17 protein-coding genes are annotated in these 16,042 nt (G+C 72.7%); 9 read left to right on the top strand and 8 right to left on the bottom strand.

The features are described from left to right. The first annotated feature begins 2 nt into the window (after positions 1–2). Positions 3–782: a GntR family transcriptional regulator gene (locus ACIBQ6_RS18975; RefSeq protein WP_397213237.1), complete on the top strand. Its 780-nt coding sequence runs from the start codon at positions 3–5 to the stop codon at positions 780–782. Here ACIBQ6_RS18975 and ACIBQ6_RS18970 read toward each other — a convergent pair. Continuing rightward, entirely contained in the window at positions 739–3,129 is a 2,391-nt protein-coding gene (locus tag ACIBQ6_RS18970; protein WP_397213235.1) for an FAD-dependent oxidoreductase, read from the bottom strand. The genes ACIBQ6_RS18975 and ACIBQ6_RS18970 overlap by 44 nt on opposite strands. A 68-nt stretch (positions 3,130–3,197) precedes the next feature. Here ACIBQ6_RS18970 and ACIBQ6_RS18965 point away from each other — a divergent pair, with 68 nt between their 5' ends. Genes ACIBQ6_RS18965 through ACIBQ6_RS18955 form a run of 3 tightly spaced genes read left to right on the top strand, consistent with a single transcriptional unit; the run spans position 3,198 to position 5,910 of the window. Next, the gene (locus ACIBQ6_RS18965; protein ID WP_397213233.1) at positions 3,198–4,103 is read left to right on the top strand and encodes a phosphotransferase; all 906 of its coding nucleotides are present in this window, start codon (positions 3,198–3,200) and stop codon (positions 4,101–4,103) included. A gap of 4 nt (positions 4,104–4,107) precedes the next feature. Next, on the top strand, positions 4,108–4,713 hold the full coding sequence (locus ACIBQ6_RS18960; protein WP_397166174.1) for a DUF4126 domain-containing protein: 606 nt from the start codon (positions 4,108–4,110) through the stop codon (positions 4,711–4,713). A gap of 60 nt (positions 4,714–4,773) precedes the next feature. Then, positions 4,774–5,910, top strand: a complete 1,137-nt coding sequence (locus tag ACIBQ6_RS18955; protein WP_397213231.1) for a ScyD/ScyE family protein — start codon at positions 4,774–4,776, stop codon at positions 5,908–5,910. A gap of 143 nt (positions 5,911–6,053) precedes the next feature. On the opposite strand, the gene ACIBQ6_RS18950 is transcribed toward ACIBQ6_RS18955, so the two are convergent. The 3 genes from ACIBQ6_RS18950 to ACIBQ6_RS18940 are packed head-to-tail and all read right to left on the bottom strand — an operon-like array spanning position 6,054 to position 8,555. After that, positions 6,054–6,848: an alpha/beta fold hydrolase gene (locus tag ACIBQ6_RS18950; RefSeq protein ID WP_397213229.1), complete on the bottom strand. Its 795-nt coding sequence runs from the start codon at positions 6,846–6,848 to the stop codon at positions 6,054–6,056. Positions 6,849–6,859: 11 nt separating this feature from the next. After that, positions 6,860–7,768, bottom strand: coding sequence for an alpha/beta hydrolase (locus tag ACIBQ6_RS18945; protein WP_397213227.1), 909 nt, complete (start codon positions 7,766–7,768; stop codon positions 6,860–6,862). Continuing rightward, on the bottom strand, positions 7,758–8,555 hold the full coding sequence (locus tag ACIBQ6_RS18940) for a glucose 1-dehydrogenase (protein WP_397213225.1): 798 nt from the start codon (positions 8,553–8,555) through the stop codon (positions 7,758–7,760). Before ACIBQ6_RS18940 ends, ACIBQ6_RS18945 begins: the two co-directional genes overlap by 11 nt. Positions 8,556–8,716: 161 nt before the next feature. Between ACIBQ6_RS18940 and ACIBQ6_RS18935 the strand changes: the two genes are divergently transcribed. Further along, a complete protein-coding gene (locus ACIBQ6_RS18935) occupies positions 8,717–9,322 on the top strand; it encodes a hypothetical protein (RefSeq protein ID WP_358293764.1) in 606 nt (201 codons plus the stop codon). Positions 9,323–9,381: 59 nt separating this feature from the next. Next, a complete protein-coding gene (locus tag ACIBQ6_RS18930) occupies positions 9,382–9,945 on the top strand; it encodes a Uma2 family endonuclease (protein ID WP_397213223.1) in 564 nt (187 codons plus the stop codon). A gap of 72 nt (positions 9,946–10,017) precedes the next feature. On the opposite strand, the gene ACIBQ6_RS18925 is transcribed toward ACIBQ6_RS18930, so the two are convergent. Next, positions 10,018–10,581 carry a dihydrofolate reductase family protein gene (locus tag ACIBQ6_RS18925; protein WP_358293768.1) on the bottom strand — a complete coding sequence of 188 codons (564 nt, stop codon included), beginning with the start codon at positions 10,579–10,581 and terminating at the stop codon, positions 10,018–10,020. An 84-nt stretch (positions 10,582–10,665) separates the two neighbouring features. Beyond that, positions 10,666–12,156, bottom strand: coding sequence for a hypothetical protein (locus ACIBQ6_RS18920; protein WP_397213221.1), 1,491 nt, complete (start codon positions 12,154–12,156; stop codon positions 10,666–10,668). Between the two features lie 175 nt (positions 12,157–12,331). Here ACIBQ6_RS18920 and ACIBQ6_RS18915 point away from each other — a divergent pair, with 175 nt between their 5' ends. Continuing rightward, positions 12,332–12,805 (top strand): hypothetical protein, encoded by a 474-nt coding sequence (locus ACIBQ6_RS18915; protein WP_397213219.1) that lies wholly within the window; start codon positions 12,332–12,334, stop codon positions 12,803–12,805. After that, positions 12,805–13,128, top strand: coding sequence for a transcriptional regulator (locus ACIBQ6_RS18910; protein ID WP_358293772.1), 324 nt, complete (start codon positions 12,805–12,807; stop codon positions 13,126–13,128). Before ACIBQ6_RS18915 ends, ACIBQ6_RS18910 begins: the two co-directional genes overlap by 1 nt. Positions 13,129–13,167: 39 nt before the next feature. Here the strand turns inward: ACIBQ6_RS18910 and ACIBQ6_RS18905 are convergent, their stop codons facing one another. Next, positions 13,168–13,725, bottom strand: a complete 558-nt coding sequence (locus ACIBQ6_RS18905; RefSeq protein WP_387666654.1) for a hypothetical protein — start codon at positions 13,723–13,725, stop codon at positions 13,168–13,170. A gap of 249 nt (positions 13,726–13,974) precedes the next feature. On the opposite strand from ACIBQ6_RS18905, the gene ACIBQ6_RS18900 reads away from it, so the two are divergent. Then, positions 13,975–14,847 (top strand): serine protein kinase RIO, encoded by an 873-nt coding sequence (locus ACIBQ6_RS18900; RefSeq protein WP_397213217.1) that lies wholly within the window; start codon positions 13,975–13,977, stop codon positions 14,845–14,847. Between the two features lie 57 nt (positions 14,848–14,904). Here ACIBQ6_RS18900 and ACIBQ6_RS18895 read toward each other — a convergent pair whose 3' ends face one another. Further along, positions 14,905–15,906: a heme A synthase gene (locus tag ACIBQ6_RS18895; protein WP_397213459.1), complete on the bottom strand. Its 1,002-nt coding sequence runs from the start codon at positions 15,904–15,906 to the stop codon at positions 14,905–14,907. Positions 15,907–16,042 lie beyond the last annotated feature (136 nt).

Below are 16,042 nucleotides of genomic sequence, written 5' to 3'. Positions count from 1 at the left end.
GTGTGGTCGGGACACCGCCTGAGCTGGAGCGTGGCACCGGGGTTCCCGCGCACACGCAGATCGAGCAGTGGCTGCTGGCGGCGATCTCCTCCGGCGAGATGGCCCCGGGCGACCGGCTGCCCGGCGAGCGGGAGCTGGCCGCCCGCCTCGGCGTGAGCCGGATGACCCTGCGCCAGGCCCTGGCCACCCTCGAACGCGACGGCGTGCTGATCAGGCTCCCCGGCAGGTCGGGCGGCGCGTTCGTGGCCGAGCCGCGCATCGAGTGCGACCTGACGGGCCTGGCCGGGTTCACCGAGCAGATGCGCCGCGCCCACCTGCGGGCCGAGGCGCGGATCCTGACGGCCGCCACCGTGCCCGCGCCGGCGGCCGTGGCCGCCGCGCTCGGCGTCGGGCCGGGCGAGCCGGTGCACGAGGTGGCCCGGGTGCGGTCGGCGGGCCGCTCGCCGGTGGCGCTCGAACGCTCCTTCTTCCCCGCGCTGCCCGGCTTCCTGGAGGAGGACCTCGGCGGCTCGCTCTACGCCCTGCTGGCCGGCCGCTACGGGCTGGAGCCGCGGACCGCGGTCGAGCATCTGGACCCGGTGATCGCCGGTCCGCAGGAGGCGGCCGAACTGGGCATCGCGGCGGGCGCGCCGCTCATGCTGATCGAGCGCACGGCCTACGCCGCCGACGGCGCCCCCGTCGAGTACGCCCGCGACCTGTTCCGCCCCGACCGGGTGCGCCTGTCGGTGCGCAGCGGCGTCACCGCGCCCGCGACCCCGCCGGGTCGTGCAGCGGCTCCCTGACCACGACGCCCGGCACCCACTCCCCCTCGACCTCGACCTCCACCGCGGCGCCTGGCTCGGCCCCCGGCCCGACCGGCAGGTACGCGTAGGCGATCGACCGCTCGACCGTGTACCCGTAGCCGCCGGAGGTGACCCGGGCCACGACCTGGCCGTTTACCCGGACGGGCTCGTTGCCCAGGGCGACCGCCCGCGGGTCGGCCAGGGTGAGGCAGCGCAGGCGGCGGGCCGGGTGGGGGTCGAGGGCGTCGCGGCCGAGGAAGTCCTTGCCGGGCTTGACGCAGAACCCGAGCCCGGCCTCGTACGGCGTCGTCTCGGGCCCGATGTCGGCGCCCCACACCCGGTAACCCTTCTCCAGCCGGAGGCTGTCGATGGCCCGGTAGCCGCCCGCGACCAGCCCGTACGGCTCGCCCGCCCGCCACAGCGTCTCCCACAGCGCGAGCCCGTACTCGCTGGAGCAGTACAGCTCCCAGCCGTGCTCCCCCACGAACGTCACCCGCAGCGCCAGCGCGGGCACGTCGCCCACGGTGAGCTCCCGGGCCGACATGAACGGCAGGTCCGGCGGGTCCGGGGTCAGCCCGGCCAGGATGTCGCGGGCCTTCGGGCCCCACAGGGCGAAGCAGGCGTACTGGCCGGTGACGTCGGCGATCCTGGCCGTCGAGCCGGTGAGCGCGGCCTGCCGGCGCAGCCAGGCGAGGTCGCGGGAGCCCGACGCGGTGCCGGTGACGATCAGGAACTCCTGCTCGCCGCGCCGGGTGACGGTGAAGTCGCACTCGATGCCGCCGCGCCGGTTCAGCGCCTGCGTGTAGGTGACGGCGCCCACCTGACGGGCCACGTGGTTGTCGCACACCCATTCCAGCAGGGCGGCGGCGTCCGGCCCGGTGACCTCGATCTTGGCGAAGGAGCTCTCGTCGAACAGCCCGGCCGTGGTGCGGGTGGCGCGGTGCTCGGCACCGACGGCGGGCGACCACAGGCGTCCTGCCCAGCCGCGGGGGCGCTCGTCCGTGCCGTCGGGGGCGGCGGAGTAGTGGTTGACCCGCTCCCAGCCCGCCTTCTCGCCGAAGACCGCCCCGTGGGCGGCGTGCCAGGAGTAGGCGGGCGAGACCCGCAGCGGGCGCCCGGCCGCGCGCTCGTGGCCCGGGTAGCGGATGTCGTAGTACGTCTCGTAGTTCTCGACCGAGCGTTTGACGGTGTACGACGGCGACCGGTACTGGCGGCCGAAGCGGCGGACGTCCATGTGGTGGACGTCCATGCCGGGCTCGCCGTCGACGATCCAGTCGGCCATGACCCTGCCGATGCCGCCCGCGCCGGCGATGCCGTGGGCGCAGAACCCGGCCGCCACGAAGAACCCGCCCACCTCGGTCTCCCCCAGGCAGAACTCGTTGTCCGGGGTGAACGCCTCCGGCCCGTTGATCAGCTTGCGGATGCCGACGTCGGCCATCGCGGGCACCCGGATCCGGGAGTTGGCGGAGATCTCCTCCAGACGCGGCCAGTCCTCGGGCAGCAGCCTGCCGTTGAAGTCGGCCGGCACGGCGTCGTAGGAGGTCGCGGAGGCCGTCCAGGGGACGCAGGTGCGCTCGTAGCCGCCCATGACCAGGCCGCGCACCTCCTGCCGGTAGTAGACGAGCAGGTCGGGGTCGCGCAGCGTGGGCAGGACGGGGTGGTCGTGGCAGGCGTCGGTGACGACGTACTGGTGGGACATCGGCACGATCGGGATGCGCACCCCGGCCATGCGGCCGATCTCGGCGGCGAACATGCCGCCGCAGTTGACCACGATCTCGCAGGCGATGTCGCCCTGGTCGGTGCGGACGCCGGTGACGCGCCCGCGCTCGACGTCGATGCCCAGCACCCGCGTACGGGTGCGCAGGCGGGCGCCGCCCTCGCGGGCGCGGGAGGCGAGGGCGTGACACAGCATCGAGGGGTCGATCTGGCCGTCGGTCGGCAGGTACGCCGCTCCCACCACCCCCGACGGGTCCATCAGCGGGAACAGCTCCACCGCCGCGGCGACCGAGATCTCCTCCAGCGGCAGCCCGAACGTCCTGGCCCAGCCGATCTGGCGGCGGATCTCGGCCATCCGCTCGGGGGTGGAGGCCAGCTTGAGTCCGCCGCACTCGGTCCAGCCGGCGTCCAGGGTGCGGTAGAGCTCGACGGAGTACTGGTTCATCCGGGTCAGGGTGGGGTCGGAGCGGAGCTGGCCGACCAGGCCCGCCGAGTGGAAGGTGGAGCCGCTGGTGAGCTCGTCCCGCTCCAGCAGGACGACGTCGCGTTCGCCGCGCCGGGTGAGGTGGTAGGCGACGGACGCGCCGCCCACCCCGCCGCCGATGATCACGATGCGGGCCGAGTCGCTCATGGTCGCGAGGCTAACCCGCGTCCCCTAAAAGGTCTAGACCGTTTAGGACGGCGGAGCTAGCATCGATCATGGCGATCGCCCGGGTCCTCGACCGCATCCCGCTGCTGTCCGGCCTGCCGCGCTCCGTCGAGGAGCTGCCCGGCGGGATGACCAACCGCAACTACAAGGTCACCACCCCGGACGGGGTCTACGTCGTGCGCGTGGCCGCCAGCGACGGCTCCCTGCTGGGCATCGACAAGGACGCCGAGCACGCCGACTCGCTCGCCGCCGCGCGGGCCGGGGTCGGGGCGCCCGTGCACGGCTACCTGCCGGAGGCGGGCGTGCTGGTGATCGGGTTCCTGCCGGGCCGGACGTTCACCGAGGCCGACCTGTGGGAGCCGGCGAACCTGGAGCGGGTGGCGGAGGTGTGCCGGCGGTTGCACGCGGGGCCGCGCTTCGTCCGCGATTTCGACATGTTCGAGGTGCAGCGGGGGTATCTGCGGATCGTCCAGGAGCGAGGTTTCCGACTTCCTGCGAAATATCTGGATTTCATGCCCGTCGCCGCAGAAATCAGGAAATGTCTGGCGGCGCGCGCCGAGCCCACCGTCCCCTGCCACAACGACCTCCTTCCCGGCAACATCGTCGAGTGCGGCGACCGCCTCCATCTCATCGACTACGAGTACGCCGGCAACAACGACCCCTGCTTCGAGCTCGGCAACCTCTGGAGCGAGGCGGACCTGCCGCCCGGCCACCTGGAGGAGCTCGTCACCGCCTACTACGGCCGCCGCCTGCGCCACAGGATCGCCCGCGCCCGGCTGCTCGGCCTGATGTCCAAGTACGGCTGGACCCTGTGGGCCTCGATCCAGGACGGCGCCAACGACACGATCGACTTCGACTTCTGGTCCTGGGGCATGGAGAAGTACGAGCGTGCGGCGGCCGAGTTCACCCGGCCGGGCCTGGCCCGCGTGATGGAGGCCGCGGCGGGGGCAGACTAGGGGGATGTTCGCCGCGCTGACCGGTCTCGGCCTCTCCACCGCCGCCGGCCTTAACGCCTACATCCCGCTCCTGGTCGTGGGCGTGCTGGCCAACCTCACCGACAAGGTGAAGCTGCCCGACGGCTACGCCTGGCTGTCGAACTGGGGCGTGCTGGCGATCATCGCGGTGCTGCTGCTCGCCGAGATGGTGCTCGACAAGGTGCCGGCCGTCGACACCGTCAACGACGCCATCCAGACCGTGGTGCGCCCGGCCGCGGGCGGCGTGGTCTTCTCCGCCACCAACGCCGCCGCCGAGCTCGACCACTCGACCTGGATGACCGAGAACCCGTGGGCCGGCTGGCTGCTGGGCATCGTGATGGCGCTGGCCGTCCACACGCTGAAGGCGACGGCCCGTCCGGTGATCAACGCGGGCACGGCGGGGGTGGGCGCGCCCGTGGTGAGCACCGCCGAGGACGCCGGCTCGCTCGGCATGAGCCTGATCGCGGTGTTCCTGCCGGTGCTGGTGATCGTCGCGCTGCTGCTGTTCGTCGTGCTCGCGTGGTGGACCTTCCGGCGGGTACGCCGGCTGCGCGCCCGGCGCAGGATCAGGAGGAATCCACCCGCAGGCTGAGTACGCCTCCCCCTGCGGGCTGATTCGCCGCCCCCTCCGGCGCTTCTACGGTGTTCCCTCATGAAGCGAGTCATCATCACGGGGGGAGTCGCTGCTCTCGGCCTGGCCGCGTCGGTCGCGCCCGTCCCGGCGTCGGCGTCCGCGCAGGCGAGCGTCACGGTCGTCGCCGCCAAGCTCGACGGCCCGCGCGGCCTGACCTTCGGCCCCGACGGCGCCCTGTACGTCGCCGAGTCCGGTTCCGGCGGGAAGATCAAGTGCGCGACCGTGCCCGCCGAGCCGGGCGGCGAGGCGAGCAAGGTGTGCCTCGGCCTCACCGGGAAGATCTCCAAGCTGGCCGACGGCACGCTGACCACCGTGGTCAAGGACCTGCCCTCGGCCGGCTCCGACGGGATGGGCACCGGCCCGCACGACGTCGCCTTCGCCGCGGACGGCTCCATGCTGGTGCCCGTCGGCCTGGGCGGCAACGGCAAACTGCGGGCCGACCTCGGCCCCAAGGGCCGCACCCTCGGCACGCTGCTGAAGATCAAGGACGGGAAGGCGTCCGTCATGGGCGACCTGCTGGCGTTCGAGGTCAACCACAACCCCGACAAGAAGGACAAGGGCAGCGCGATCGACTCGTACCCGTTCGCGGTCGTGCCGACCCCGCAGGGCGGCGCGCTGGTCACGGACGTGGGCGGCAACGACGTGCTCCAGGTCAGCGCGTCGGGCAAGGTGACGCTGCGGGCGGTGTTCCACGCGCGCAAGGTCGCGGCCCCGGCCATGCTCAAGCTGCCCAAGGGCAGCAAGGTGCCGATGCAGTCGGTGCCGATGGGCATCGCGGCCGCCCCCGACGGCTCCTACTACGTGGCCGAGCACGCCGGGTTCCCGCAGCCCGAGGGCGTGGCCCGGGTGTTCAGGCTGGCCGGGAAGAAGGCCGAGACCGCCGTCAAGGGCTTCACCACCGCGGTCGACGTCGCCTTCGACGCCTCGGGCCGCCTGCTCGTGCTCGGCTCGGTCGGCCCGGTGCCCGCCGACCACCAGCCCCGTACGTCGCTCTACCGCATCGAGGCCGACGGCACGCGCACCGAGCTGCTCAAGCCGGGCACGCTGACCGTGCCGCTGGGCATGGCGGTCGCCGGCGACGGTTCGGTCTACGTGTCGAACAAGGGCTTCACCCCCGGCAAGGGCGAGATCGTCCGGGTGGAGCCGCCCGCATAGACGTGTGAGCGCCATGGCCCCCAACCCCCGTGGCGCGCTCACACGAAGGGCCCGGCAGCAGCGTCCGCGCTGCCGGGCCCTTCACCATGCCGGTCAACGCCGGTCAACGCCGGTCAACGCCGGTCAACGCCGGTCAACGCCGGTCAACGCGCCCTGAGCCAGCCCTCCAGCACGCGGACGAACTCCGCCGGGCGCTCCTCGTGCAGCCGGTGGCCCGACCCCTCCCAGCACACGACCTTCGAGTCCGGATGCTTGAGCAGCCCGGACTCCCAGGCCGCGCGTCCGGGGTCGGCCCAGATCGACAACACCGGGCAGCGCCGGCGGGCCAGGTACTCGTCGCTGACCGACCGCACGCCGATGGCCCCGGGGGCGGTGAACATGGCCTCGAAAGCCTCGGCCAGCACGTGCGGGGGCATGCCGTACAGGCGGCGTTTGTGCCAGCGCCTGATGACGGCGGGCGTCGCGGAAGTGGTGCACCACCGGTCGATCTCCTCGGCGACGGCGTGCGGGTGCGCGCCGCGCAGGCCCGCGATCATGCCGGGGAAGCCCGCGGCGAGGTCCTGGCCCATGCCGTAGCCGGGGTCGAGGGTGACCAGCGCCCGTACGCGGCCCGGATGCTCGACCGCGAGGATCGAGACGACCTGGCCGCCCATGGAGTGGCCGACCGCGACCACCTCGGGGACGTCCAGGCGGTCGAGCAGCGTGTTCAGGTCCTCGGCCATCGCCTGCGGGGTGTTGCCGGTCTCCGGGACCGAGGAGTAGCCGTGGCCACGCAGGTCCACGGCGATGACGCGGTGGCGGGCGGCCAGGGCGTCGATGTGCCAGGACCACTGGTGGGAGTCGGCGCCCCAGCCGTGCACGAGCAGCAGCGGCGGGTCGCCGGCGCCGTCGTCGGTGTAGAAGAGGCTGATGGTTGCCGAAATTTCGGCGTACGGCATGAAAAATCCCCTTATTTGACGGCGCGGATGGCGGCGCACACCCGGTCCGTGGCATCGGCGGCGGCGGGCAGGATCGCGCCCGTGCCGAAGAAGCCATGGAACAGGCCCTCGTACCGGACGCACTCCGCCTCGACCCCGGAGTGGCGCAGGTGGCGGGCGTACGCCTCGCCCTCGTCGCGCAGCGGGTCGTGCCCGGCCGTGATCACCAGGGCCGGCGGCAGGCCGCTCACGTCCGCGCCCAGGGGGGAGCTGTACGGCTCCCCGCGCCGCTCCCGGTCGGGCTGGTAGCAGTCCCAGAACCACCGCATGTGCGCCGTCGTCAGGAAATATCCCTCGCCGTTCTGGTCGTACGAGGGCCAGTGACGGACGCCGTCCGTCGCGGGATAGACCAGCACCTGCAGCACGATCGGCGGCCCGCCCTCCTCGCGCGCCCGCAGGCAGGTGACGGTGGCGAGGTTGCCGCCCGCGCTGTCGCCCGCCACCACCAGCGCCCCCGGGTCGGCGCCGAGCCCGGCCGCGTGCTCGTGGGCCCACCGGGTGACGGCGAAGGCGTCCTCGACGGCGGCCGGATAGGGGTGCTCGGGCGCGAGCCGGTAGTCGGCGGCGACCACCACCGCCCCGGACCCGGCGCAGATCTGCCGGCAGACGCCGTCGTGGCTGTCCAGCGACCCCAGGGTGAAGCCGCCGCCGTGGAAGTACACGACGAGCGGCCGCCCCTCGGCGCCCTCCGGTGGCCCGTACACCCGCACGGGGACGCCCGCCGCGTCGCGGTCCTCCACCCGGCCCACGGGCATCGGCTCCGGGCTCGGGACCGAGGCCAGCACGCGGCGCGCCGCCACCGGGTCCCAGGGGCCCTCGCCCTTGGGGAAGAACTCGCTCATCAGGTCGATGACCGCGCGGGTCGGCTCGTCAACGGCCATCTCCGGCCCCCTCCTCCGCGACGGGAGCGGCCTCGCGCGGGACGGAGCCGAGCAGGGCCGTCTCCCCCGCCGTCCAGCCGCCGTCGATCGCCAGCTCCGCGCCCGTGACGTACGAGGCCGCGTCGGACAGCAGGAACGCGATGGCCTCGGCGACCTCCTCGGGCTCACCCCATCGCCCGGCGGCGGCCAGCGGGAACGTGCCCTCGCCCGAGACCGCGCCCAGCGAGGCCGTCATCGGAGTGACGATCATCCCGGGATGCACCGAGTTCACCCTGATGCGGTCCCGCCCGAACTCCAGCGCCGCGATCTTGGTCAGCCCGCGTACGCCCCACTTCGACGCGCCGTACCCGCCCGTGCCGGGCAGCGCGGTCAGCCCCGCGACCGACGAGAGGTTCACCACGGCCCCGCCGCCGGACGCCCGCATGGCCCCGGCCACGGCCTTCAGCCCGAGGAACACACCGACCAGGTTCACCTGGAGCACCCGCTCGAACTCCGCCAGGGTCTGCTGCTCGATGGTCCGCACGGTGACGATCCCGGCGTTGTTCACCAGCCCGTCGAGCCGCCCGTGCGCCTCGACGGTCGCGGACACCACGGCCGTCCACTGCTCCGCGTCCGTCACGTCGTGCGGGACGAACGTGCCTCCGACGTCCTTGGCGGTGGCCGTCCCCTCCTCGGTGAGCACGTCGGTGAGCACGACCCGCGCCCCGGCCGCCGCGCACCGGCGCGCCGTTGCCGCGCCCATGCCCCGGGCGGCGCCCGTGATGATCACTACCTTGCCGTCGAGCACGCGCACCCCTCATCCGAGACGACCGAACATGTGCACTGAAACACGCGCCCACGTCCCCGATCAAGAGCTTGCTCGGCACGGTCGCCGGAACCCGGGATCCCCGTCACGCGTTGAACCCCTTGGGGGTCGAACTATCCTTCTAGGCAACAACCCAACGGGAGGTGGCGGAGATCAGCGAGTTCCTTGTCATCGTGCTGGCCATCCTGGCGTTTCTCCTGCTGCTGACCGGCGTGGGCGTCTATCTGCTGGTCAAGGTGGGCAAGAAGGCGGCCAAGAAGGCCCGGCAGGCCACCACCCGGCTGACCACGCACGTCAACGCCATGGGCACCGGCGACGCGGCCGAGGTCGAACGCCTCCGCCTCGACCTGCGCCGCGAGGTGACCCTCACCCGACAGGCCGTCGAACAGGCCCAGCAGCGCGGCTGGGGCCTCGGCGACCTGCCCCGGCTGCTGGCCGACCTGTCGGCCCAGGCCGACGTGCACGACGGGCAGCTCGCCACGTACGCCCAGCAGCGCCGCCTCTCGCCGTACGTCGACCACGCCGCCCTCGACCGGCTGCGCGAGCACCAGGCCAAGCTGACCGCCATGTGCGCCCGCATCCGCGCCGACCTCCTGGGCGACCAGATGCACCACGCGTCCTCCGGCATCGACGAGCTGTACTCGCGCACGGAGCTGGAGATCGAGGCCCGCCGCCGTCCCCCGGACCCGCTGGACCAGATCGACGAGCTCTACCGCCGCTCGATGGAGCAGCGCAAAGACCACTCCTGAGGTCCGCCTGACGTGGCACCATGAGCGCGCCGAGCGCTCGTCCGGAAGGTGCCCGCCCGATGTCCCCAGCCCTGCCCGCCTGGTCGCGCCCCTTCACCGCCGCCGGCCCGCTCGACGCGCTCCCGCCGGACGCTCCCCGGCACGCCGAGCTGATCGACGGCGTGCTCGCGACGCGGCCGCCGCAGAGCGCCTTCCGCATGTTCGCGACCCGGCTGTTCGAGCGGTCGCTCAGGCCGCCCGCGCACCTGGCGGTGATCCGCTCGATGACCGTGGCCCTCGGGCCGCGCCTGATGCTCGCGCCGGACGTCCTGGTGGTCCGCAGGCCGGCGATCGGCCCGGCCACCACGTCGTTCCGTCCTGATCAGGTGCACCTCGTCTGCGAGGTGGTCCCGGCGGCGTCCCGGGAGCGGGATCGCCGTACCAGGCCGATCAGGTACGCCGGGGCGGGCATCGAGCACTACTGGCGGGTGGAGTGCGAAGGCGACCAGCCGGTGGTGCACGCCTTCCACCTCGACCGCGACGCCGGGGCCTACGTGTCCGCCGGCGTCCATCGCGGGCGGCTACGCCTCGACGTCGGGTTCGACGTGGACATCGACCTCGGCCTGGAATGGCCGCCCGCCTAACTCCGGGCGTGGCCATGACGGGCCCAGGCGGTCCTGGGGCCCCTCGGCGGCGCGGACCGGCCGCGGCCGGGGTCAGCGGTGCCGACGGTACTGGAGTTCCATGATGCCGCTGTCGGAGGCGAAGCTGGAGACCAGGTCGAGCCGGTAGGACTTGGGGAAGCCGTCGAACAGCCGGGTGCCCTCGCCCGCGACGTAGGGGAACACGCTCAGCCGGAACTCGTCGATCAGATCGAGCCGCATGAGCGACCGCCAGAGGCCGACACCGCCCCAGACCAGGATGTGGCCGTCGCCGTCCAGCCGGAGTTCGTCGATCTCCTCCGCCGGGTCGCCGTCGGCGACGGTGGTGTTGGCCCAGTCGGCCGTCTTCATGGTCCGGGAGAAGACGACCTTGCGCCCGGCGGTCAGGATGTCGGCGAACGGGTGGTCGGTGGCGGTCGTCATGCCCTTGGCGATGCCCTCGTAGGCGTTGCGGCCCATGACGTGCGCGTGCGCGCTCCGCAGGAAGTCGAGGTAGGCCGGGGAGTCGGGCCGGTTGTTCTCGGGCAGGTCGAAGCAGAACTTCCAGAAGTCGGTGCCCTCGTCGGCGAGCAGGCCGTCGAGGGAGTAGTTGAAGACCGTCGCTATGAGCTTCCGCATGATCGCATCTCCGTGGTCGCGGGTCGTCCGGTGACACGTACGACGCCGGAGCCGCCCGGAAATCATCGGTGTCCGGCCGGCCGCTCAGTACTTGTCGACGCAGATGGTCAGCGCGGGGACGGGCCACGTCCAGGAATGTCTGGTCACGCCATCGCAGGCGGTGGCGTCCTTGTCGGCGTTTCCTCGCAGAACGCGCCGCACGGTGAACGTCTTCGGCGCTCGGCATTTCCGGGCGAAGTCCACGTACTCGTCGTTCTTCGACCACTTGTAGCAGTAGTTCCGCCCGAACTGGTAGGCCAGGCAGTAGAGCACGTCGTCGTGGACGAGGTAGCGGTGGTTGGTCTCGCCGTCGCAGAGTCCGGAGGGAGTGGTGATGGCGGCCACCCGATAGGGCGCGCCCTGCTTGCAACTGTCGACCACAGGCGCGTCCGGCAGGCCGGACAGGCAGTCGCCGACCTCGAAGGCGGCCGTCGGCTCGCTCGGCTCCACGGTCGGGGCCGAGGTAGGTGCCGTGGTGGGTGGCGTCTGGGTGGGGAAGTCGGTGGGCGCGGGGAACGACGACGACGACGTCTCGGCGGGCTCGGTCGTGGCCTCCGACGAGCCGGTCAGGGCCTCGCGCACGTTGTTCTTGATCACGTTTTTCGCGACCACCGCGAGCACCACCAGCACGACGGCCACCACCGCGGCCCCGATGCCGACCATTTTCGACCGTCCGGCACCGGAAGCCGCCTCGGCCTGCCGGGCAGGCGGCGAGACCGGCTCCGGCCGCGCGGCCTCGCGTAATCGCGCGGCCCACTGCGCGGGCATGGGACGGCTGAACGGGGGCTGGTCGAGCGCGGTCGTGGCGAACTCCGCCAGGCCGGGATGGACGGCGGCCAACGCGGACACGTCGGTGGCGGACGGGTCACGGGCGAAGACGCGGATGGCCAGCAGCGCGAACCGGTAGGCGTCACCCTGCGGCGTCCCCGGCTGCTCCCCGGCGGGGATCCGCCGGTCGGGCGGCGTCTCCACGGGCGGCAACGCCCGCGCTCCGCCCAGCCCCATCGCGTCGCAGCCGATGAGGAAACATCCCGGCGGCGGCTCTGTCGTGAACAGCACGTTCTCAGGGGACAGGTCGCCGACGACGACGCCCGCCGCGTGCAGGCGGGCGAGCGTGTCGGCGAGATCGGCCAGGATCAGCAGGCGGTCGCCGTCGGTGACGTCCTCCTGGCCGAACAGGCGGTCGAGGGTCGCGAGCCGGCGTACGGCGCCGGACGGGCCGGGCGTCTCGCGGAAGAACCGCTGAGGCACGGTGCGCATCAGGAAGCCGACGACGGCGCCGTTCTCCTCCACCAGTTCGGCGGGCCAGGCCGCGCGCTCCTCCAACCAGGCGACGTCCGCGGGGGAGAGACGGCCGGCCAGCTGCGTCATCGCGGTGAGGACGGCGACGTCGAGGCCCGGTCGGACGTCGTAGTCGATCTCCTTGTACGCGACACCCGGCCGGCCGTTGATCCTGCCGCTGAGCTCCTCGTAAACCATTCCCTGGCCCTCACGGCCGAGCGGCCGCCCGAGGGCGAGCTTTGCGCGGCCGATCACGGTTTGTCACCTCTGGCCTTGACCATGCAGCGACCCTAGTTCCGCGGGCACCGGAGATCAAAGAGACATGTCTCACCTCCGGCACCGGGCCGTTCGGCCGCCGACGACTTTCCCAAGAGGAAAACAGATGCTACTTTCCTTACAGGAAAGCAGTAGCCGACCCCGGAGAAGGCCCATGAACCAGCACGACGCCCAGACTTCGCTCGACGACATCCACCGCCTCCAGGCCAGGACCCGGCAGCAGATCGTCCGCCAGAGCTTCGCGCTCCCCCGCGTGCTCGTCTCCGCGCTCGGCCTCTTCGTCATGCTCGCGGCCTTGGACCTGCCGAGCCCGTGGTTCTACCTCGGCGCGGCGCTCGGGGTGGTCGTGTACGCGGGCGTGGGGATCGTCTGCGAGCACCGGGCCTCGGTCCGGCGGAAGGCCACCGGCCGGGAGGCCCTGTTCCACGGCGTGCTGCTGGCCTGCGTCATGGTGGGCTTCGGCATCGGCCGGATCGCCTCTTTCGCGCTGTTCGACCTGCCGCCGCACGGGCTGCTGTCGCAGGCGGTCGCGGGCGCGGTGGTGGCGGCCCTGGCGTACGTCGCGGCCACGCCCGTCAACCGCCTGGTCATGCAGTCGATCGTGCGGCAGGACGGCGGGGTCGCCTGATGGATCCGCTCTTCGACGAGTTCCTGCACGTCCCGGCGCGTCTGTCCATCGTGGCGCTGCTGGCGCCGGCCGAATGGGTGGACTTCGGCTTCCTCAGGGACTCGGTCGGCACCAGCGACTCGGCGCTGTCCAAACAGGTCTCCGCGCTGGCCGCCGCCGGGTACGTGGTCGTCCGCAAGGACCAGGACAAGCGGGCGCGGCGGACGTACGTGCAGCTCACCCCGCAGGGGAGGTCGGCCTTCCAGCGGCATGCGGCGGCCCTGGAGCGGATCGTCGCCCTCGCCCGCGACTCCGCCGCCCGCCCGGCCGCCGACCAGAAGTGACGGGCCCCGCCGGGGCCTTCGGCCGGGCGCGTGTCGCGCTCAGCTGTTCCAGTCCGCGTAGATCACGGCGGCCAGTTCCTGTTCCGTGGCGCCCTTGCGGGCCAGGGCCTTGGTGGCCTGGGCCTGGGCCGTCGTGGGCAGGCGGCCTTCGATCAGCACGGGCAGCGAGAGCCGGCGCACCAGCACCTCCGTGGCCGCGATCCCGTACGGGCGGCGCGTCACGGCCACGTTGACCCGCAGCGCGTGCTCGTTGCCGGGCGGCACGCCGGGGCGGTCGATCTCGACGGCCGAGTAGCGGAACCCGTTCGCGAGGTCGCAGGAGGCGCATCCGGCCGGGCCGCGGCTCAATCGGCCGCCGCACTCGGGGCACGTCAGGCGGTCGTAGGCGGCGTCCACGACCCGCCAGGGGTGCTTGTCGGGCTCGTCGACCACCATGCGGGCGATGAGCTGCTCGTCCGGCGGGGCCACGGTGCCGAACTCCGCCAGCAGGAAGGCACGCCAGCCCTCCTCGACCAGTTCGTCCACCAGCCCGGCGCAGCGGTCGCAGTCCGGCGCGCCGGCGGGTTCTTGATGTCCGCACACCTCACATCGCCGCATGGCCGAACCGTACAAGCCGGGCTGGTCGCGGCGCACCCGGTTATCGGGCCGCCGTTTATTCGATTGCGAGTGCCGTGCCGGACCCGGCATACTCGTCCGCGTCGATCGCAGCGAGACGAAGGGAGGCTGAGACCGTGACGACCGTTGCCCGCGTGCCGTTTTCCGCGACCTCAGACCTTCCCACCAGGTGTCCGCTGACCTGATCCGTCCGGCGAGCCGGTGGGGCCTCGAAACTGGAGACATCTCACCGTGCCCAAGCACTCGCAACACCGCCGCCGTGGCAAGTTCGCGCTCGACGCCGACGACATCGAATGGCTCGAAAGCGCCCCCGAGACCGATGACGGCCCGCCCGAGGGCGACCGCTGGTCCACCTGGGACCAGAGCACGCCCACCGAGAAGGGGCCGAAGCCGCACCCCGGCTGGCTGGTCACCGAGCTGGCCGCCGTCGACACCGAGCTCGGCCTGCTCAAGACCGGCAAGGAGGCCGACGTCCACCTGATCTCGCGGGGCGTGCCGGGCACCGACCGGGTCTGCCTGCTGGCGGCCAAACGTTACCGCTCCTCCGAGCACCGCCTGTTCCACCGGGACTCCGGTTACCTGGAGGGCCGCAGGGCCCGCGAGAGCCGGATGAACCGGGCCATGGCCAACCGCACCGCCTTCGGCAAGCAGGTGATCGCCGCGCAGTGGGCGGTGGCCGAGTTCACGGCGCTCTGCCGGCTGTGGGAGCTGGGGGTGCCGGTGCCGTACCCGGTGCAGATCGTGGGGACGGAGATCCTGGAGGAGTTCGTCGGCACCCCCGACGGGTACGCCGCCCCGCGCCTGGCCCAGGTCTCCGACGGCCTCGACGACCTGTGGGAGCAGCTCGTGGCGGCCATGGTGACGCTGGCCGCGGAAGGGCTGGCGCACGGGGACCTGTCGCCGTACAACCTGCTGGTGCACCAGGGGCGGCTGGTGATCATCGACCTGCCGCAGATCGTCGACGTGATCGCCCATCCCGCGGGCCCGTCGTACCTGGAACGGGACGCCCGCAACGTGGCCACCTGGTTCGCCGCCAAGGGCGTGGCCGCCGCGGACCCCGACGCCCTCGCCGACCTGCTCCGCAAGGAGTCCGGCCGGACGTGACCGGCGGAACGCGCGCGGCCCGGCCGCCGGAGCGCCGGGCCCGTCCGCGCGGATCGGCTACGTGCGGGCGGGGGCGGGCAGGGGCCGTTCCTCCCCTGCCACCGCCGGGAGCCGGATGTCGAGGAGGACGCGTACCGCGCCCACCCACACCATCGCCGAGCCCAGCAGGTGGGCGAGGACGACGACCTCGGGCAGGTCCGTCACGATCTGCGTCAGGCCGACGAGCCCCTGGCCGAGCAGCACGGCGAGGAACAACGTGGTGCGCTGGTGGGCCGCCGAGCCCGGCTCGCGCCGGGTCCTGAGCCACAGGGCGACGGCCAGGCCGAGGCTGAGCGCGGCGGCGACCCCGTGCAGCCAGACCATCGCCGTCCAGTTGAACGGCATGCGCGGCACGTCGGAGGAGTCACCCGCGTGCGGCCCGGTGCCGGTGACGATCGTGCCGACCGCGACCAGCACCGCCACGGACGCCACCAGCGCCGCCGGAAGGCGGCCCACCGGCACGGAGAGTGGCCGCGCGGGCCGGTCGAGCAGGCGGGCCTTGTGCCAGACGACCGTGGTGGCGGTCAGGAACAGCACGGCGGCCAGGAAATGCGCGGCGACGAGGTACGGGCTCAGCCGCGCCCACACGGTGAGGCCGCCGACGACCGCGTTCAGCATGACGATCCAGAACTGCACCCACCCCCACCGGGTCAGCTCGGGCACCGGACGGCGCTGCAGCCGGGCCACGACGATGAGCCAGCCGACGGCGACGCACACGACCCCGGACAACACCCGGTTGGTGAACTCGATCGCGCCGTGGACGCCGAGCTCGGGCGTGGCCGCGAAACCGGCCTCCGAGCAGCGCGGCCACCCGTCACAGCCCAGCCCGGACCCGGTCAGGCGGACGACTCCGCCGGTCACGATGATCATCAGGCTGGTGGCCAGCGCCGCGCCCGCGGCCCGTCGCAGGGCGGCTCGTTCGAAGGCGACCCGGGCGGCGAGCCACTGGAAGGGAGTGGTCATGGGGGAAGAGGTCTCTCTGCTGCTCAGCGAACCGCCGCGGGTGGCGGCCGCAAACACGATCAAGACCTTACTCTACAGCCCGTAGAGCACCCCTCCCGGCTCCGCCTCCTCGGCAGGCGTCCAGAACCGTGCGGCGCCCCCTTGCGGCCCGGGACGGCCACCTCCGCCGATGGCCGGAGGTGGCCTGCTCCCC

The organism is Nonomuraea sp. NPDC049655 (assembly GCF_044465465.1).
GTDB lineage: Bacteria > Actinomycetota > Actinomycetes > Streptosporangiales > Streptosporangiaceae > Nonomuraea.
This window is presented reverse-complemented; position numbering and strand designations above follow the sequence as displayed.